Raw genomic sequence first — 18,921 nt, 5'->3', positions numbered from 1 at the left:
GGCCCGCCGCGTTTTGGGCTGCAAGCGGAGCAGTAAGGCGCATGGGGCCAGCCAATTTTTTGCAGATAAAACAGACAGAGTAGAAGTTCGCAGCGGTAAAGGGTTGTTGCTTTTTTACAGACCCCAGCGATCCATCCTCAAAGTCTAGCGCCCGCCAAGCGGCCCCAGTTGCAGACAGTTCAGGCGGCGCGGCGGGGGCTGCGGCCCAGCAGGGTCATCAGCGTGTGCACTTCATAGGTTTGCAGGCAGCGCAGCGGCAGTTCCGCGGCTTGGTCTTGGCCGATGGCGAGCAGGCAGCCGTTGGATTCGATGAGAGCAGGGGTTCCCAAATCTAATGCGACCGATCCAGTGATGGCGCGGCGTTGGTCTGATAGCGCGGTGCGGCCATCGACCAAGGCTCCGGCGGGCATCAGGGCAGCGTCGGTGCCGAACAGATATTCCACCTCGGGGCCAGAGATCGCCAGCAGTTGATCTGCCGAGACCAGCAGATCTTGGGTCTGGCCAAAGAATGGCGCACGCAGCAGGACGGGGGCGAAACTGCCGCGGGCGGGCAGGGCGAGGCGCTGGGCGGCCAGCAACGGGATCGGGCCGTGATCTTCGGTCAGCAGGATATCGCCGGGTTTGAGATGACCCGCGAGCACCGGGCCAAGGCTGGTCTCAACCGGCGTGCGCAGGCCGATCCACGGGGCGGTGCCGGGCGGGGCTTTGCCTTCGGTCAGGCCGAACCACAGCACCGGGCTTGTCGGGCGCGGTTGTGTGCAAAGGGCTTGCAGATCAGACAGCGGGATTGGCAGCGGATTCTGGCCTTCAGCGGTGATTTTCAGCAGCGGGTCGGTGGTGAGCAGTTCAAAGCACAGGCTCCAATGCCGGGCCGGGGCGTTGAAGTGGAATGACAGCCGCGCGGTGCCCTTGCCTTGCGGCAAGGGGCCGGGCAGCACATGGCGGGCGACGTTTTTGCCTTGGCGGTGCAGGATGACGATACCTGTCGCGGGATCATGGAAGATCGCAAAGGTGCGCGGCCAGCCGATATTGGATTGGTGATCCAGCAGCAGGCTGGCGCTTTGCAAGGGCAGGGCGAGCTCCATCACGAACAGGCCCTGATGCAGCAGCGTATCGGGCGAGGCGGGATTGAGCAGGCCGCGATCCGACAGCGCAACCCAGCCTTGATGAAAGCTGTAGGGCATTAGCGCATCCCCAATCGGCCCGACGCTGTCGGGGCGCTTGGGGTCTTGGTCGGGGGGTGCAAGTCGCCCACTGTCATCTTTGCCTCGGTTGCCATTGCGCTGCGCGTTGCCGCCTGAAGGGCTCGTTGGCCCCAGCGCATGGTGTTGCCCTTAAGGTAAGGCACGAGGCGGGGGTGGGGCCACCGCAATGTGCAGCGGTGCTGTGGGCAAGTTCAGATGGTGGCGCGCGGGCCACAGATTGGGCGGGCGTTGCAATGGTCTGGCCAAGGCGGTATCCCGGAGCGGCATGTTTTATCAGCATAAAGGCGAGCGTCATGGCTGCACATCTGCCGGTGGACCCGGAAAAACTGACCGCCGATCTGATCCGTTGCGCCTCGGTCACGCCGGATGAGGGTGGCGCGCTGGTGCTGCTGGAACGGGTGTTGGCAGAGGCGGGGTTTACTTGCACGCGGGTGGATCGCGGCGGGATCAGCAATCTGTATGCGCGCTGGGGCGTGGCAGGGGCGAACAAGTCGTTCGGGTTTAACGGCCATACCGATGTGGTGCCGGTGGGGGATGTGGCGGCTTGGACGCAAGACCCGTTTGGCGCGGCGGTGGTGGATGGCTGGATGTATGGCCGCGGGGCGACCGATATGAAATCTGGCGTCGCGGCGTTTGCGGCGGCGGCGGTAGATTTCGTGCGGCAGACGCCGCCTGATGGTGCGGTGATTTTGGCGATCACGGGCGACGAAGAGGCCGATGCTGTGGATGGCACGGTGGCGCTTTTAGACTGGATGGCCAGCAATGGCGAGCGGATGACGCATTGTCTGGTGGGCGAACCCACCTGCCCGAATGAGATGGGCGAGATGATGAAGATCGGGCGGCGCGGTTCGATGACCTGCTATTTCACCGCTGCGGGTGTGCAGGGCCATTCGGCCTATCCGCACCGCGCGAAAAACCCGATGAGCGCCTTGGTCGCCCTGATGTCGCGGCTGGAGGCGGAGCCTTTGGATCAGGGCACCGCGCATTTTGATGCCTCGACGCTGGCGATCACCACGATGGATTGCGGCAACAAGGCGACCAATGTGATTCCGGCGCGGGGGACGGCGACGGTGAATATCCGGTTCAATGACGCACATTCCGGGGCGTCTTTGACGGCATGGCTGAAGGGTCACGCGGAAGCGGTGCAAGCTGCAACCGGGGTTGAGATTTCGCTGCGGGTGACGATCTCGGGGGAAAGCTTTCTGACACCGCCGGGAGATTTCTCGGCTTTGGTCGCGAAGGCGGTGCAGGCGGAAACCGGGCGGGTGCCGGAATATTCGACGAGCGGCGGCACCTCGGATGCGCGGTTTGTGAAGGATCATTGCCCGGTGGTGGAGTTCGGGCTGGTGGGCAAGACCATGCATCAAGTCGATGAGCGGGTCGAAGTGGCGCAGATCCATGCGTTGAAGGCGATCTATACGCGGGTGTTGCGGGACTACTTCGCGTGACGCTGGAGATCGTCGAGACGCGGGATATCGCGCTGTGCCGGCAGTTGCGCCGCGTGGTGTTCATCGAAGAACAAGGCGTGTCCGAGGCCGATGAGGTCGATGATCTCGACGAGGTGGCGCTGCATCTCTTGGCTGTGATGGATGGCGTGGCGGTGGGTTCGGCGCGGTTGCTGGTGCAGGGCGAGGTCGGCAAGATTGGACGGGTTTGTGTGTTGGCCCAAGCGCGCGGCGCGGGGATTGGCGCGGCTTTGATCAAGGCGGCGGTGGTGCGGTTTCGCAGCATCGACGGGGTGAAAAAGGCCAAGCTGGGCGCGCAGCTGCATGCGCTTGGGTTTTATGAAGGCCTGGGGTTTCAGGCGTTTGGCCCGGTTTACGATGATGCCGGGATTGACCATCGCGATATGGCGCTGGTGCTTTAAGGCGCGCTGATGCGGCGAGCCTTGCGGCTGCCGCATCAGTGCTGTGGCCGTGCCGCAGAGGTCAGCAGGGTCATACCCTGTCAATATCCCAGCTTTTCGACGGAAATGCGGCGGGATTATTTGCCCGATCCTGCGGTCTCGGATCCGTTGCGGGTCAGGTAATAGGCCAGCAGGATCGGCAGGAAAGTGGCGGCAAACACCACCATCGCCACGACATTAGTGACCGGGCGTTGGCGCGGGCGGATCAGTTCTTCCAGCATCCAGATCGGCAGGGTGGCTTGTTGGCCCGCGGTGAAGGTGGTGACGATGACTTCGTCGAACGACAGCGCGAAGGCGAGCATGCCGCCTGCCAACAGCGCGGTGCCGAGGTTGGGCAGCAGGATATAGCGGAAGGTCTGGAAGGCGTTGGCGCCGAGGTCGGCAGACGCCTCCATCATGCCCCCCGACAGGCGGCGGAAGCGGGCGACGGCGTTGTTGTAGACGATGACGATGCAGAAGGTGGCATGGCCGAGGATGATGGTGAGGGTCGAGAACGGGATGTCCATCAGGCCGAAGGCGGAGCGCAGGCTCATACCGGTGATCACACCGGGCAGCGCGATGGGCAGGATGATCAGCAGGCTGATTTGCTCGCGGCCAAAGAAGCGGGCTTGCGCCATTGCGGCGGAAATCAGGGTGCCGAGGATCATCGCAAGCGCGGTGGCGGCGGTGGCGACTTTCAGCGACAGCGCAAGGGCTTGCCAGATATCGGGGCGGTTCCATGCGGCGGCGAACCATTGGGTTGTCAGGCCGGGCGGCGGGAAGGCGTAGGTGCGTTCCTCGGTGGTGAAGGCGTAGAGGAAGATCAGCAGGATCGGCAGGTGCAGAAATAGCAGGCCGCCGATGGCTGCGATTTTCAGGGAGAGTGGGGCGGCGTTGGGGTCAGAGCGCATCGAAGGCTCCGGCGCGTTTGGCGAGGCTGAGGTAGATCAGCATGATCAGGATGGGGATCACCGCGAAGGCGGCTGCTAGGGGTGTGTTTCCGGCGGTGCCTTGCAGTTGATAGACTGCCATGCCGATGAAATTGGCCGAATTGCCGACGATCTGCGGGATGATGTAATCGCCCATCGTGAGGGAAAAGGTGAAGATCGAACCGGCGATGATGCCCGGCAGCGCGAGGGGGACGATCACCGTGCGGAAGGTTTGCGCGCGGGTGGCGCCGAGGTCTTGGCTGGCCTCCAGCATGGACGTGGGGACACGTTCGAGTGCGGCCTGCATCGGCAGGATCATGAACGGTAGCCAGACATAGGTGAACACCAGAAACATGCCGATGTAGCTGGTCGACAGCGAATTGCCGCCGATACCGGGCAAAGCGAGGGCGGCGTCGAGCAGGAAGTTTGTGTGGGTTTTTGTGGCGGCCCAGGTCAGGATGCCCTCTTTCGCGAGGATCAGTTTCCAGGCGTAGACTTTGACGAGGTAGGACGACCACAGCGGCAGCATGATGCCGAGGTAGAACACGGCTTTCCAGCGGCCCTTGGCATAGCGGGCGGCATAGTAGGCGATGGGGAAGGCGAGGATCACGGAACCGAGCGTGACGGCGGCGGACATCGTGAGGGTGCGCAGGATGATATCGTAGTTTTGCGGGCGCAGCAGTTCGGCATAGGTTTTCAGGGTGAATTCCGGGATCACCATGCCGGAGAATTCGTCGATGGAATAGAAGGATTGCAAGAGGAGCGCGGCGAGTGATCCGAGATAGACCACGCCGAGCCACAGCAGCGGTGGGGTGATCAGCAGAGCCAGCAGCAGTTTCGGTTTGCGCCAGAACAGGGTGGTGAGGCGGTCGGCTATGGATTTGGCGGGGAGGATGGCGGTCATGGAGCGACCCGCTTGTGATTGCTCTTTTTGAAATACTCGGGCCGGAATCCAAGAATTCCGGCTAGCCGGAGGCTCCGGTGGTTGCGGCAGGAGCCTCCGGCGGGGACATTTGAAGGACAGATGAAATTGCGGCGCATCAGCCTTCATCCATGATGTGCAGGGCATCGGGGGTGAAGCCGAGGCGGATGTCTTGGCCGGGTTCGGGCAAGGCGCTGCCGCTGGGCAGGATGGCGGCGATGTCTTGGCCTTGGCTGGTGATCGCTATGCGGTGGCCGGAGCCGAGATAGCGCAGCGAGGTGACGGTGCCTTGCAGGGTGCCTGCGGGGTCGATGTGCAGGGTTTCAGGGCGCAAGGACGACCATTTGGCGGGGCCGCCAAGACTTTGGGTGAGGGCGGGGGGCAGGACGTTGGAGGAACCAACGAAATCGGCGACGAAGCGGGTTTTGGGTTGGGCGTAGATCTCAGTAGGGGTGCCGATCTGGGCGATCTTGCCTTCGTTGAACACGGCGAGGCTGTCGGCCATCGACAGGGCTTCGTGTTGGTCGTGGGTGACGAAGACGAAGGTTATCCGCAAGCGTTGTTGCAGCGATTTCAACTCGTCCTGCATGGCTTCGCGCAGTTTCAGGTCGAGCGCGCCGAGCGGTTCATCCAGCAGCAGGACTTTCGGCTCATTTACCAAGGCGCGGGCGAGGGCGACGCGTTGGCGCTGGCCGCCGGACAACTGACCCGGCTTGCGGCTGCCATAGGCGTCGAGGTGGACGAGGGCCAGCATTTCCTCGGCTTTGGCGTAGCGCTGGGCGCGGCCCATGCCTTTGACCATCAACCCGTAGGCGACGTTGTCGCGGACGTTCATATGGGGAAACAGCGCGTAATCCTGAAACACTGTGTTGACGTTGCGCAGATGCGGCGGGGTGTTGGAGACGTTTTCACCAAAGATGCAGATATCGCCTGCGGTGGGCGATTCGAAGCCGGAGATCAGCCGCAGGCAGGTGGTTTTGCCGGATCCTGACGGGCCGAGCATGGCGAAAAACGCGCCCTCGGCAATGGTCAGATCGACGCCATCGACGGCTTTGATCGGGGCAGAGGCGGGGCCGAAGTGGCGGTATACGCTGCGGAATTCTACGGCTGCGGGCATGGGGTATCGGCCTTTATCCGCTAAAGCGGGAGAGACAGGCAGGGGCGCTGGCCCCTGCCGCATGGGGTAGGGTGCGTGATCTCACGCACCCTTGGCTGTCAACGACCGCCGATGACGCCGATGTAATCCGACACCCAGCGATAGTAGGGCACGCAAGCGCCTTCGCCCTGCGCACAGTTGGCGGTGGGCGTGGTCCAGAAGCGGATTTTCTCGAAATCATCCAGACCGTTGGCGGTGCAGCCTTCGGCGGTTTGCATCCCCGAGCCATTGGTGCAGGCGGCGAGCACAACGGGGTTGCCGCCGAACCAGACCGACAGGTCGGATTGCAGGTTGGAGCTGAGCGTATGCTCCATCCATTTATAGGCGCAGTTCGGGTTGGCGGCATCGACATGCAGCATCGAAGTATCCGCCCAGCCAGTCGCACCCTCTTGGGGGATCGTCGACGCGATCGGGAGTTTCTCCGATTTCAGCAAGCCGACCTGGAACGGCCAGGAACCCGAGGCGACCACGCCTTCGTTCTTGAAGTCATCCATCTGGATGAAGGCATCATGCCAATAGCGCCCGACGATGGCGCGCTGGCCGCGCAGCAGGTCAAGCGCCGCCTTGTATTGGTCTTCGTTCAGCTCGTAAGGCGAGGTGATGTTCAGCTCGGGTTTGTGGAACATCAGATATTGCGCGGCATCGGCGATGTGGATCGGGCCATCATAGGCCTGCACGCGGCCTTCGTTCGACTTGCCGTCGGGCAGGTCCATTTTTTCAAACACCACATTCCACGACTTTGGCGCTTCCTTGAACACATCGGTGTTATACATCAGCACGTTCGGCCCCCAGAGATAGGGAGTGCCGTAATGCACGCCATCAACGGTGTGCCATTTGGCATCAGCCAAACGGGGATCGACATTCGCCCAAGACGGGATCAGCGCGGTATTGATCGGCTGCACGCGTTTGCCCGCGATGAGGCGCAGCGAGGCGTCGCCCGAGGCGGTGACCAGATCGAAGCCGCCTTCGTTCATCAAGGCGACCATCTCATCCGAGGTGTTGGCGGTTTTGACATTCACCTTGCAGCCTGAAGCGGCTTCAAATTTGGTGACCCAGTCGAAGGCTTTGTCGGTCTCACCGCGCTCGATATATCCCGCCCAGGCGACGATATTGACCTGACCTTCCGAGGCGCCAACCTCGGTCATTTCAGCAAAAGCGGGGGTGATGGCGGTGGCGAGGCTGGCCAGAAGGGCAGCGGCTGTGGTGACTTTGTGGGTTTTGGTTTTGGTCATGGAAAGCTCCCTGTGATTGAGCGAAGCCGGGTTCCCGGTCATGCAATCACGGTAGCGGGGCGGGGCTGTTTCGCAACAGAAATTCGCGGGGCGGCGGCGATTCTTTGATCAAACGATAAATGCACAGGCGTGTGTGGGTAGGGCAGGGCGGCGCTAGCCCCGCCCTTTACGCGGTGATGGGTCGATTAGCCCTTTGCCATCTCGGCTGCGAGGGCTGTGTGGTGCTGGCTGACCAAGGCTTCGTAGGCCGCCAGTTTGGCCGGGGTGAAGTGATGTTCTTCGGCCAGAAGGTTGACGGTGCCAAGGACTTGGCCCGCATCGACCAGCGGGATGTTGATGCAAGAGCCTAGGCCCAGAGAGGTGATCAGGGCGTGGTCGAAAAAGTATTTCGCAAACTCGGGCGTGGTGTTGGCGACGAAGGTTTGCTGGCCGGTGATGCAGTGTTCATACCAGCCATCGCGGGTGAGCGGCTTGGTGCCGGATACCGGATATTCCACCGGATGCGAGGTATAGGCGCGGCGCGCCACGTCAAGTTTCAGGTCTTGCACGGTGACGGTGAACAGCCGGGTGCCGAGGGTGGCGCAGGCGGCGTGCAGGGTGTCGTAGAGGTGGGGCATGCGGGTGGTCTCCGTAGGGGCATCGGGGGAAGGGATCAGTGTGGCATATGGCCGGATAGCAGCGCGATCATGTCCGACCGGGTGATCAGGCCGACAAGTGCGGGGCCTTCAAGGATTGGGATGGCCTGTTGGCCGCCGTCTGCCAGCAGGGCGATCAGTTCGGAAAGTGGCGTGTCGGGGGTGGCGCTCCGAAGGGCGGTGTCGATCAGCATTTGAGCGGTGAGGCTGGGGTCGGCGCGACCGACGAGCGCGGATTGCGAGACGAGGCCACCAAAACTGCCATCGGTGTTGCGAACAGGCAGGGTCTTGAAGCGGTGGCTGCGGAAGCTTTCAGCGAGGTCGGGCAGCGGGGTATCGGGGGTAACTTGGATCAGGTCGCGGGACATCATGTGCGCTGCGGTGGCGGGGCCGAGGTTTCGGGCGTTGGCCTCGGTCTCGGCGGTTTCGATCAGGCGGGCGAGGTCTTCGACGCCGAGGTTGGAGCCGAGGCGGAGGCGGGTGAGGCTGGCGGCCAGGACGTCTGGTGAGGGGATGAAGCGGCGGTCAGGGGCGGGGTCTGTGGTGCCGTGCTGCGGGGGCTCGGACGTTACGCGGTACGGGTAGCGGCGGCCCGTGGCATGGTTCCATGCGATGCCGAGGGCGACGAGGGCAAGGCTGCCGCTGGCGACGGGGAGCATGAGGTAATGCAGGTCGGGCAGCGATTCGGGTTGGGCGGACAGCACGGTGGCGAGGGCCACGGCACCGCCGGGCGGGTGCATGGCGCGTAAGTTCGCCATGGCCAGCACGGCCAGCATGACCGCAAGCGCGGCGGTGGGCAGGACGGGCAGGCCCGCTTGCAGGATCAGGATCGCGGCGAGGGCGGAAGCCGCATTGCCCAACACCACCGCCCAAGGCTGCGCCATCGGGCTGTTCGGCACTGCGTAGATCAGGAAGGCGGACGCGCCGAACGGGGCGATCAGGGCAGGATGTGCCATCAGGTCCGCGCTGGGACTGATCAGCCATAGCATCGCGGCGGTGAGGGCAAGGCCAAGCGCGGCACCGGTGGCGGCACGCAGCGCCTCGGTCGGGGCGGGCGCGGGCATCGAGGGGCCGAGGCCGTGCAGGATATGCTTTAGGGTTTTGATTAGGTCGACCATGTGGCGCTTGCGATCAGGCTGAGTTCGGGTTCCGGGCTTGGCAGAGCCGGAGGATCGGTTTGCCAGAAGAACAGCCGGACATGGGCGGGGTCTTTCGGGGCGTCGGTTTCGGCAAGGATCTGGTAGTGCATCTGGAAGCCTTCCAGCAGCAGGCCCTCGGCGTAAAACGGGATTTCTTCGGCCTCTAACAGGGCATCGGTGCCTTGTTGCGGCTCCCAGTCGGGGCCATTGGCCCAGATCACCTCGGCCTCGACCTCGGGATGTTTGAGGGCGAGTTTGCCGAGGGGGGCGAGGAAGCTCTCGATCGGGGAGGGGGATTTGGCCATGGCTGCCTGCAGTTGTTTGCTTGGGTTGAAGCAGCTGGGGTGGGGGAGGTCAAGGTTTGGCTTGGGGTTGGCGTTGCGACTGGGGTTTCACACCCCCGGACCCCTGTGGGATATTTAGGGACAGATGAAATAATTTTAGATAAATTATAGGGAGTTAGCCGCGTTTCATCATCGCCAACCGGATCAGGGCGCGTTCCATCACTGCCATCGCTGGGGCGCGGGACGTGGAGCGCAGGGTGAGGTCGGTTTCCACCAACAGGCTGAGGGCGTCTTCAAGGCGCAGCATGCCCCAGTGCGAGGCTTGGCGCTGCATCGCGTCGCGGCGGGGGCCGAAGATACGGGCTTTCATGATGCCCGAAGAGATGCCGCCGGGATCGGATGCTGCGATATGCAGGCTGCGGAAATGCCGCAGCGCGCCGATGCAGAGGGTGACGGGCAGGATGCCCTGGCCTTCGAGACGGCGCAGCAGCGGGCCGATCAGGTTGGCGTTCTGATCAGCGGCGGCGGCGATCAGCTCATCCACCTCGGCCTCAATGGTGGCGGGGGCGAGGGCGTGGATTTCTTCCGGGGTCAGCGGAGTCGGGTCGTTGTATTTGTAGAGCGCGATTTTTTCCAGCGTTTGGCGGAAGTCGCCGGGATCGAGGGCGCGGGCGAACGTGGCTAGATCGGCCATCGCGGAGGGGGCGAAATTTTTCAAACCGGCCTTGGCGAGTTCGGCTTCGATTTCTTCGCGGGTCGGCGGGTCGTCGTAAAGGCCGATGCTGACGGCGTTCAGGTGTTTTTCAAACAGGGTTTTCAGAGTGGATTTGGCGGTCAGATTGCCCGCCGTGACGACAATCTGCGCATCGCCCGCGCGCCAGTCTTGCAGGGTGGCGGCGACGCTGGCAGTGAGGCCATCGGTGGCGTCTTCTAGGAAAGCCACGCGGGGGCCGGGGAAGAAGCCGATTTCTCGGGTGGCATCGGTGAGCAGGCTGGGAGATTTGCGCAAATCACCCGCCTGGATGCGGGTGAGGCGCATTTCAGCTTCGCCTTGCGGGCCGATCAGGGCGGCGATGGCCTCTTGCCGTTTCAGGGCGACTCGCATGGTGTCGGCACCGAAAATCAGCAGACCCGCGCGGTTGGGGTTGGGTTTGGCGCAGTAGCGGGAGGCCTCGATCCCGGCGAGTTTCATGCTGCCCACTCCAAGGGTGTCGGAAGCGCAGCTTTGGCGAAATCTATGCGCAGGGTGCGGCGGGCGCTGGGTTGGATTGCTGGGCGCGAGCGGTGCAGGGTCAGCATATGCAGGATTAGCAGATCGCCGCGCTGGGCGGTGCAGAGTTCGGTTTGATGGCTGGCGGCGGTGGCATCGCAGGCGGCGCTGGTGATGAGCCCGGCGTGATGGCTGCCAAGCGCAATTTCCATTGGGCCAGAGTCGGCGTCGGTGGGATCAAGGTGCAGGCGCACGAACAGCATCTGGTTGAGGAAGGCCAAAGGTGGCTCGCAGTGCCAGATGCCTGTTTTTTGCGACCAGTTGTGAAAGCCTTCGACCTCGTGCCGTGCTGCGACAGGGATGAGGCGGTCTTGATGCCAGGGGACACCCCAGTTGTTGGCCTCAGTCTTGTTGAAGACCACGGCGCGGACGGCACGGAAATCGGGGAATAGTGCGGTGATGGCACGGGTCAGCTGGGCGTCTATGCCAAAGTCGCTTCCCAGATCCACCCGCGCGCCGGGGCCGTGATTGCGGTTGGCGATAGTGTCATAGGGGGCGAGTTCGGCTTCGGTCAGGGCCTTGCGCAGCCAGAGCCTGCCTGTGGCCGCGAAATCTTTGGGCGCAGTCATTGGTTCCAGGTACCGGAGGTGGCCAGCAGTCTTGCGGTGATCTGGTCGGCCAAGATGCGCATCAGGCGGCGGGCGGCGTCTTCTTGGGCGGCGAGGCCTGCGACGGTGGAGCCGGTGGCGGAGTAGGAGGTGAAGCTTTTGACCTGGCCGCCGGTGACGCGGGCGTTGGTGGTGCGGTTGGTCAGCGCCCAGTCGATGGTGCCGTTCAGGTTATAGCGGGTGATGGCGTTGTCGGGGGTAATGCCGACTCCAACAGCGGTGGTTTTGATGGTGTAGGTCAGATCGAAGCGCTCGTTCTTGGGGCGGCCCAAGCGTTCTTCGAGGCGTTCCACCAGATCGAAGGCGTTCTTGTCGGAGGGGTCAGCGACGCGGATGCTGGATTGGATGCCTTGCGCCGGGCCGCCGGGGCCATAGGCGGGTTGGAAGCCGCAGGCCATAACGGCCAGCGGCACAGCCAAGAACAGGCGGCGGTTAAAGCGTGTTGCGTTCATCGTAACTGATCTCTTCCATTGCGAACCCACGATTTGTAGAGTTTGCGCAGCGATTGCATTGCAAACGCGTTCGGGTTCGCAATGGAAGTCAAGTTAACGCAACATGCTCTAAATAACGACATTGATGATGCGCCCCGGCACAACGATGATCTTCTTCACAGGCGCGCCTGCGAGGAATTTGACCACAGCTTCATCCGCCAGCGCGATCTTTTCAACCTCGGATGCGGGCATGTCTTTCGGCACGCTGATTTCCGCGCGGCGTTTGCCGTTGATCTGGATCGGCAGGGTGACGGTATCGTCGATCAGCAGCGCCGGATCGGCTTTCGGCCACGGCGCGGTGGCGCAAAGGCCTGTACCGCCTTGGTAAGTCCAGATCGATTCGGCGATATGCGGGGTCATCGGGCACATCAGTTGCGCCAAGGTTCGGATGGCTTCTTTCATCGTGGCGGTAGAGCCGTTGGCCTTGGCGAGGGTGTTGGTCAGGCCGTAGAGGGCTGCGATGGCCTTGTTGAAGGCAAAGGTTTCGATGCTGCGGGTGACTTCTTCAACGGCTTTGGCGGTGGCTTTGGCGATGTCTTGGTCGCCGATGCCCTGATGGTCGGCGGGCATGTCGCCGATGCGCGAACACAGGGCCCAGACGCGGGACAGGTGTTTGAAGGTTGCTTCCGCGCCCGAGGCTGTCCATTCCACATCACGTTCCGGGGGCGAGTCGGACATCACGAACCAGCGGGCGGTGTCGGCCCCGAAAGCTTCGATGATGTTCATCGGGTCGACGACGTTTTTCTTCGATTTGGACATTTTTGCGGAGGGGATGACTTCGACCAGCGCGCCTTCGTCATTCAGACCCTGTAGCCATGCGTCGATGTCGGCGATCATGTCGGGGTCGGGCGGCGGCACATCGCCAAGAACAGTGATGCGGCGGTCGGCCAAGCTGAAATTCGTCACGTCCTCGGGCAGGTGATAGATCGGGCGACCGTTGGCATCGGTGGTTTTGTAAATCTCATGCGTCACCATGCCTTGGGTGAACAAGGCGTTGAATGGCTCGATGGCTTTCGCGGGCAGATGGCCGGTTGCGTGCATAGCGCGGGCGAAGAAGCGGGAATACAGCAGGTGCAGAATCGCATGCTCGATGCCGCCGATGTATTGATCGACGTTCATCCAGTATTCGGCATCTTCGGCGATGGTGGGCGTTGTCGCATGAGGGGCGGTGAAGCGGGCGTAATACCAGCTGGAATCCACGAAGGTATCCATCGTGTCGGTTTCGCGGCGGGCAGCTGCACCGCATTGCGGGCAGGTGCAGTTCCGCCACGTCGGGTGACGATCCAGCGGGTTACCGGGGATGTCGAAGGTCACGTCATCGGGCAGGCGGACGGGCAGGTTTTCTTTCTTCTCGGGCACCACGCCACAGGCGGCGCAGTGGATCACTGGAATCGGACAGCCCCAATAGCGCTGGCGGCTAATGCCCCAATCGCGCAGGCGGTAGTTGGTTACGCCGCGACCAATGCCTTGGGCTTCACAAGCCGAAATGGCAGCGGCAATGGCGTCTTCCCCGGTTTGCAGATCATTGCCCGCAAAGCCTCGGATATACTGCACACGCTCGGATTTCATCGGGACGTAGGGTTCGTCCAGCGCCACTTCTTCTGCACCCTCGGGGATGAAAACCGCTGGAATCGGCAGGCCGTATTTGGTGGCAAACTCGAAGTCGCGGGCGTCATGCGCGGGGCAGCCGAAGATAGCGCCGGTGCCGTAATCCATCAGGATGAAGTTGGCGATGTAGACCGGCAGTTCGACAGCGTTATCAAACGGATGCAGCACGCGGATGCCGGTATCCATGCCGATCTTCTCGGCGGTTTCCATTGCTTCGGCGGTGGTGCCACCCTTGCGACATTCGGCGGTGAAAGCGGCCACGGCGGAATCATGGCGCTCCAGATGTTTCGCCAGCGGATGATCGGGCGAGATCGCGGCAAACGACGCGCCCAGCAGGGTATCCGGGCGGGTGGTGTAGACTTCCAGCCGATCAAAACCTTCGGGCGCGCCCGTGGTGGTGAAGGCGAATTGCAACCCACGCGATTGGCCGATCCAGTTGGCCTGCATCAGGCGGACTTTTTCGGGCCAATCTTTCAGGCCGTCCAACGCGCTCAGCAATTCGGCGGAATAATCGCTGATCTTGAAGAACCATTGCGTGAGTTCGCGGCGTTCCACCGGGGCATTCGAGCGCCAGCCCTTGCCGTCGATCACCTGTTCATTGGCGAGCACGGTCATATCGACCGGATCCCAGTTCACCACAGCATTCTTGCGATACACCAAGCCCTTGGCCATCATGTCGATGAACATCGCTTGCTGTTGGCCGTAGTATTCCGGGTCGCAGGTGGCAAATTCGCGGGACCAGTCGATGGACAGCCCCAGCGGTTTCATCTGCGCGCGCATGTCGGCGATATTGCCGTAGGTCCATTCCTTGGGATGGCCGCCGCGTTCCATCGCGGCGTTTTCGGCGGGCATGCCGAAGGCGTCCCAGCCCATCGGATGCAGCACGGAAAAGCCTTGCGCGGCCTTATAGCGCGCCACCACGTCGCCCATCGTGTAGTTGCGGACATGGCCCATGTGGATGCGCCCCGAGGGATAGGGGAACATCTCAAGCACATAGTATTTCGGCTTTGCCGGGTCGCGCCGCGCCTTGAACGTCTCGGCGGCATCCCATGCGGTCTGCCATTTCGGTTCGATGGTTTTGGGTTCGTAGCGCGACATCTTGGCCCCCTTTGTCAGTTGCTTGCGCGGATACACTGGCTTGGGGGGCAAGGTCCAGTAGTGCTTAGAGTTTCGCGTCCTGAATGCGCAGCTGGCGCGCACGGGTCAGGATGGCATCTTCCACCGCGCGGATGGTTTCGGGCGAGACCGAACCGCCGCCGCTGCCCTGCATCGCGATCTTCAGGCTGCGCGCATCCAGGGCAGGATCTTGCACATAGATCGTCGCGCGCACAGCACGACCGCCACCCGGAGGTGTGCCGTAACCGGTGACGATCACGCCTGTGAACGGGTCCACCGATTCGATGGGCAGGAAGTTCAGCACATCAAGGCTGGCCTTCCAGAGGTATTTGTTAACCTCAACCGTGGTGTTGGGGTTGTCGGATTTGCGGAACAGTTGGCCGATGCCGCTTGTGCGGTTACGCGCATCTTCGCGGTTTTCGCGCGACAGCTGCGCTTGTGTATCGGGGTCAATCGGTCGACCGCCAAACATGCCGCTGCCACCACAAGCGGAAATTCCGGTCAAAAGCGCGGCCATCAAGCCAAAATTCAGCGCTTTACCCATGATACGACGCAAGATCATCCGGTTTCCTCATGCCAACCTGTCGCTGTTTATACTGACAGCTTCGGGCGTGCCAAGGCTTTTCCACCCAAATGCGGGTTTCCAACAGCAGCGGCTGCGACATGCGCGTGAAAAGCGGGCAGGTCGGCGGTAGGGTGACTGTGGCAAGGGTGCATCACCGTCGCCGCGATTGGCCGGATTGGCGCGCTGACCGTTGCAATCAGGGGCGTGGAAGAGGAAAACAACGGCATACCTGCTTCAGGCTTGCTTGAGTATGGTCGCGTCTTTGAGAAAAACGAGGAAACACGATGAAAAAAATTCTTCTCTCCACCACCCTGCTCGTTGCAACCGCTGGCGTTGCAGCTGCTGAAGTGACCCTGAGCGGTTCGGGCCGTTTCGGTCTGGACTACGCTGAAAACCGCGCTGTTGAAACCCAACTGGCTTACCGTCTGCGTATCAACGTTGACGCAAAGTTCGAAGCTGACAACGGCGTCACCTACGGCGGTCGTATCCGTTTCCAGAACAGCAACGGCAGCACCGCTGCTGCTTTCAGCCCGGCAATGCTGTACGTTGAAGCAAGCGGCGTGCGTGTTGAAGTTGGTAACTCCAACACCGCGTTCGACTCGGTTGCTCTGATGTATGCACCGGAAATCGGCTTCCAAGAGCGTTCGTTCGGCGACCCGCTGGGTTCTTACTACTCGTTCAGCAGCGGCCCGTACGACTTCGCAGAAAACAACCGCGTTGGCATCTACGCTGCTTACTCGGTTTCGGGCGTGAACCTGAAGGCGTCGTTGGTCCAGCCTGACCAAGCTGAAGCTAACCCGGGTGTAACCGAGCAGGACGAAATGTCGTTGGCTGCTGACTACAGCAATGGCCAATTCACCGTGGCTGCTGCTTATGTTCAGAACGGCCTGGGCATTGAAGACAACGATCAGACCTTCGTTGGTGTTGCTTACAAATTCAGCGACGCTGGTTCGGTTGGCTTGAACTACAACGACAACGGCGAAATCGGTGGTCTTGAAGTTGGCAAGAGCTACACGCTCTATGGTAACTACACCGTCAACGGCATCACCCTTGCTGCCTATGTTGCTGATCTGGACGTTGATGGCGCAGACACCGCTTACGGTCTGGGCGCTTCCTACGACCTCGGCGGCGCGACCTTGGCTGGTGCCATCGAGTCGGGCTTCCTGGGTGAAACCCGCGCTGACCTCGGCGTGCGTATGTCGTTCTGATCTAACCGATCAAAACACTTCGGAAAGAGCGGGCCTTGTGCCCGCTCTTTTCTTTTGTGCGGGGCAGTGATCAAGTGCCGTCAAACAGAGGGCCAAAAAGCTCGGAGATATTATGGCGTTGCAGGCGATTCTAGCGCGGATGCGGGCGGCGGAAGCGCTCGCGGGGCGGATTTCCGGCTCGGTGCAGCTGATCGCGGTCAGCAAGGTGCAGCCTGACGCGCGGGTGCGCGCTGTGTTGGCCGAGGGTCATCGGCTGTTTGGTGAGAATTATGTGCAGGAGGCCGCCGCAAAGTGGCCAAGATTCCGGGCCGAGTTTGACGCCGTGCAGGTGCATATGATCGGGCCACTGCAAACCAACAAAGCAAAACTGGCGGTCGAGTTGTTTGACGCGATCCATACGGTGGATCGGGCGTCTTTGGCCGAGAAATTGGCAAAGCTGGCGCAGGCGCGCGGGGTGTGTCCGCAGTTGTTTGTGCAGGTGAATACCGGATCCGAGCCGCAGAAGGCCGGGGTTTTGCCCGAGGCTCTGGATGGGTTTATCGCGGATTGCCGCAAAATGGATCTGAGCCTGGCGGGCCTGATGTGTATCCCGCCCGAGGGCGAGGATTCGGCCCCGCATTTCGCGACCTTGGCCGAGATGGCCGCGCGCAATGGGCTTACGGGCCTGTCGATGGGGATGAGCGGCGATTTTGAAGCCGCTATCGCCGCCGGGGCGACGCATGTGCGCGTCGGTTCGGCGATATTCGGCGCGCGAAACTACGCCTAAGTCAGCCAAACCCGCGCATAGGGCGGCAGTGCCAGATAATCGCCGTGCAACGTGACGATCTGATCTGACAACGCGTCGTGCCAATGGGTGATGCCTTGCGCTTGCAGCCAACCGCCGGCGACGTGCTGCCAGTGATGCGAAAAGTTGAACAAGCACAGAATCGGTCCGGTTGGAGCGCCGCGCTGCACCGCAAACAGCGCAGGATTACCGGTTTGCACGATGCGCGTTGGATGCGTGCCATGCAGTCCGGGTGTGGCGCGCCTGCGCGCAAGGATGTGTTGGGTGCCAAGGAAGCATTGCGATGATGGCGAACTGCCGGAATGGCGCGCGGCAGCCTGCGCCCAATCCATCTTTGGGCGGTGAATCCAGCGGCTGTCATGGGCGTGCGCAGGATCATTCAGATAGCTGGTATCGTTCAGCAAAGCCAGCTCATCGCCCATATAGATCAACGGGATACCGCCAAAAGCCGCGATCAGGGCATGGCCCATCAGGATGCGCTGCACGGCCATCTCGCGGTCATGCTCGTCCTCGGCCCCCAGCCCTGCGAGCGAGGCAAAGCTACCGGAAATCCGTTTGTCACCGGTGACTTCATTGCTCTGAAACGGCACCCCCTGCGCGAAGCTTCCGGGGAAGCTGCCCTCGTAGAAATCCGACAGAAAGCGGCGATGCGCGGGGCCGGAAATGCCGATGGCGGTGGCGTCTTCATCGGTGACGGCCCAACCGATATCGTCGTGGCAGCGGATATAGGTGGCATAGGTGGCGTTGGTGAGCCGATCCGGGAAGTGGCTGGCCAGCACATGCGTCATCAGGCTGGTGTCACGGGTGGCCAAGGCGCTCCAGAATTGCACCATCAGCGAGTTGTGATAGGCGAGGTTGCCTTCGCGGCCGTCATGCTTGCCGCGCCCGAGATAGGGCAGCATTTCTTGCGGCGAGACGATGGCTTCTTCCAGATGGATCACCGCAGGGGCGGCAATACGGCAGCAGGCGCGCAGGGCTTGCAGCAGCATATGCACCTCGGGTTCCGATTGGCAGCGGGTACCCATGCGTTTCCACATGAAGGCAACGGCATCGAGGCGCAGCACATCGACGCCGGTGTTGGCGAGGTGCAGCATGATCTTGGTGATTTCGAGGAAAATCTGCGGGTTAGACCAGTTCAGATCCCATTGGTGTTCGTTGAAGGTGGTCCAGACCCAATTACCGAAATCTGGGTAATGGGTGAAATTGCCGGGGGCGTTGTCGGGGAAAACCTCGATCAAGGTTTTGGCATAGGCTTGGGGGAGGTCGGGGGTGTCGAACATCCAGTAGAGATCTTGCGCGGCTTTGTCGCCTTTGGCTGCGGCCTGCGCCCAAGCGTGTTCCTTGGCGGTGTGGTTCAGCACCAAGTCGATGCAGAGCGAGATGCCGCGCTTGCGCAGTTCGGTTGAAACCGCTTTGAAATCGTCCAAACTGCCATAGGCCGGGTTGATGCTGCGGTAATCCATCACCGAATAGCCGCCATCGGAATCGCCGGGGCGGGGGTTCAGGCAGGGCATGAAATGGACATAGGTGATGCCGAGGTCTTCGAGGTAGTCGAGGTGATCAAGCACGCCGCGCAGGTTGCCTGCGAAGCGGTCGATGTAGAACACATAGCCCGCCATATCGGCGCGTTGGAACCAGTCGGGTTCCAAATCGCGCTTTATATCCAATAGTTTAAGGTCGGTGGGGCGGTCTTTCCAACCCTCGGCTAGGGCGGCTTTCAGATCGGCGCTGAATTGGGGGTAGCTGGGGTGTTGGCCATAAAGCTGATCCAGCATCGGCCACAGATCGGGGGCAGAGCGGGCCATGCGCAGGGCGAAAATCTGGTCGTCCGGTTTTGCAGCTTTGGCCATGTGTCCCCCCGTGGTTGAGATCAGACTAGCCAAT

18 protein-coding genes are annotated in these 18,921 nt (G+C 61.9%); 4 read left to right on the top strand and 14 right to left on the bottom strand.

Annotation, left to right across the window (positions count from 1 at the left end):
* Positions 1-179: 179 nt before the first annotated feature.
* Entirely contained in the window at positions 180-1,184 is a 1,005-nt protein-coding gene (locus U1A24_RS00515; protein ID WP_322320034.1) for a Hint domain-containing protein, read from the bottom strand.
* Positions 1,185-1,510: 326 nt separating this feature from the next.
* On the opposite strand from U1A24_RS00515, the gene dapE reads away from it, so the two are divergent.
* Both dapE and U1A24_RS00505 read left to right on the top strand, forming a co-directional pair.
* Entirely contained in the window at positions 1,511-2,653 is a 1,143-nt protein-coding gene (gene dapE, locus U1A24_RS00510; protein ID WP_322320146.1) for a succinyl-diaminopimelate desuccinylase, read from the top strand.
* Positions 2,650-3,072 carry a GNAT family N-acetyltransferase gene (locus tag U1A24_RS00505; RefSeq protein WP_416173438.1) on the top strand — a complete coding sequence of 141 codons (423 nt, stop codon included), beginning with the start codon at positions 2,650-2,652 and terminating at the stop codon, positions 3,070-3,072. Before dapE ends, U1A24_RS00505 begins: the two co-directional genes overlap by 4 nt.
* Positions 3,073-3,188: 116 nt before the next feature.
* Here the strand turns inward: U1A24_RS00505 and U1A24_RS00500 are convergent, their stop codons facing one another.
* The 12 genes from U1A24_RS00500 to U1A24_RS00445 form a co-directional block, all read right to left on the bottom strand.
* Positions 3,189-4,001 carry an ABC transporter permease gene (locus U1A24_RS00500; RefSeq protein ID WP_322320033.1) on the bottom strand — a complete coding sequence of 271 codons (813 nt, stop codon included), beginning with the start codon at positions 3,999-4,001 and terminating at the stop codon, positions 3,189-3,191.
* Entirely contained in the window at positions 3,991-4,923 is a 933-nt protein-coding gene (locus tag U1A24_RS00495; protein ID WP_322320032.1) for an ABC transporter permease, read from the bottom strand. The genes U1A24_RS00500 and U1A24_RS00495 overlap by 11 nt, the downstream gene beginning before the upstream one ends.
* A 136-nt stretch (positions 4,924-5,059) precedes the next feature.
* Positions 5,060-6,058 (bottom strand): ABC transporter ATP-binding protein, encoded by a 999-nt coding sequence (locus tag U1A24_RS00490; protein WP_322320031.1) that lies wholly within the window; start codon positions 6,056-6,058, stop codon positions 5,060-5,062.
* Positions 6,059-6,156: 98 nt separating this feature from the next.
* The gene (locus U1A24_RS00485; RefSeq protein WP_322320030.1) at positions 6,157-7,329 is read right to left on the bottom strand and encodes an ABC transporter substrate-binding protein; all 1,173 of its coding nucleotides are present in this window, start codon (positions 7,327-7,329) and stop codon (positions 6,157-6,159) included.
* A gap of 185 nt (positions 7,330-7,514) precedes the next feature.
* On the bottom strand, positions 7,515-7,946 hold the full coding sequence (locus U1A24_RS00480) for a GAF domain-containing protein (protein WP_322320029.1): 432 nt from the start codon (positions 7,944-7,946) through the stop codon (positions 7,515-7,517).
* Positions 7,947-7,981: 35 nt separating this feature from the next.
* Positions 7,982-9,082: an HPP family protein gene (locus U1A24_RS00475; protein WP_322320028.1), complete on the bottom strand. Its 1,101-nt coding sequence runs from the start codon at positions 9,080-9,082 to the stop codon at positions 7,982-7,984.
* On the bottom strand, positions 9,070-9,408 hold the full coding sequence (locus tag U1A24_RS00470; RefSeq protein WP_322320027.1) for a hypothetical protein: 339 nt from the start codon (positions 9,406-9,408) through the stop codon (positions 9,070-9,072). The genes U1A24_RS00475 and U1A24_RS00470 overlap by 13 nt, the downstream gene beginning before the upstream one ends.
* Before the next feature lie 154 nt (positions 9,409-9,562).
* Positions 9,563-10,579, bottom strand: a complete 1,017-nt coding sequence (holA, locus tag U1A24_RS00465; protein ID WP_322320026.1) for a DNA polymerase III subunit delta — start codon at positions 10,577-10,579, stop codon at positions 9,563-9,565.
* Positions 10,576-11,226, bottom strand: coding sequence for a phytanoyl-CoA dioxygenase family protein (locus tag U1A24_RS00460; protein WP_322320025.1), 651 nt, complete (start codon positions 11,224-11,226; stop codon positions 10,576-10,578). Before U1A24_RS00460 ends, holA begins: the two co-directional genes overlap by 4 nt.
* Entirely contained in the window at positions 11,223-11,717 is a 495-nt protein-coding gene (gene lptE, locus U1A24_RS00455) for an LPS assembly lipoprotein LptE (protein WP_322320024.1), read from the bottom strand. The genes U1A24_RS00460 and lptE overlap by 4 nt, the downstream gene beginning before the upstream one ends.
* A gap of 108 nt (positions 11,718-11,825) precedes the next feature.
* Positions 11,826-14,462, bottom strand: a complete 2,637-nt coding sequence (gene leuS, locus U1A24_RS00450) for a leucine--tRNA ligase (protein ID WP_322320023.1) — start codon at positions 14,460-14,462, stop codon at positions 11,826-11,828.
* Between the two features lie 64 nt (positions 14,463-14,526).
* The gene (locus tag U1A24_RS00445) at positions 14,527-15,042 is read right to left on the bottom strand and encodes a DUF3576 domain-containing protein (RefSeq protein ID WP_322320022.1); all 516 of its coding nucleotides are present in this window, start codon (positions 15,040-15,042) and stop codon (positions 14,527-14,529) included.
* A gap of 287 nt (positions 15,043-15,329) precedes the next feature.
* On the opposite strand from U1A24_RS00445, the gene U1A24_RS00440 reads away from it, so the two are divergent.
* Both U1A24_RS00440 and U1A24_RS00435 read left to right on the top strand, forming a co-directional pair.
* Positions 15,330-16,253, top strand: a complete 924-nt coding sequence (locus U1A24_RS00440; protein WP_322320021.1) for a porin — start codon at positions 15,330-15,332, stop codon at positions 16,251-16,253.
* A gap of 112 nt (positions 16,254-16,365) precedes the next feature.
* Positions 16,366-17,019: a YggS family pyridoxal phosphate-dependent enzyme gene (locus tag U1A24_RS00435; RefSeq protein ID WP_322320020.1), complete on the top strand. Its 654-nt coding sequence runs from the start codon at positions 16,366-16,368 to the stop codon at positions 17,017-17,019.
* On the opposite strand, the gene U1A24_RS00430 is transcribed toward U1A24_RS00435, so the two are convergent.
* Entirely contained in the window at positions 17,016-18,887 is a 1,872-nt protein-coding gene (locus tag U1A24_RS00430; protein WP_322320019.1) for an alpha-amylase family protein, read from the bottom strand. The genes U1A24_RS00435 and U1A24_RS00430 overlap by 4 nt on opposite strands.
* Between the last annotated feature and the right edge of the window lie 34 nt (positions 18,888-18,921).

This window comes from Cypionkella sp., from assembly GCF_034376685.1.
GTDB lineage: Bacteria > Pseudomonadota > Alphaproteobacteria > Rhodobacterales > Rhodobacteraceae > Cypionkella.
This window is presented reverse-complemented; position numbering and strand designations above follow the sequence as displayed.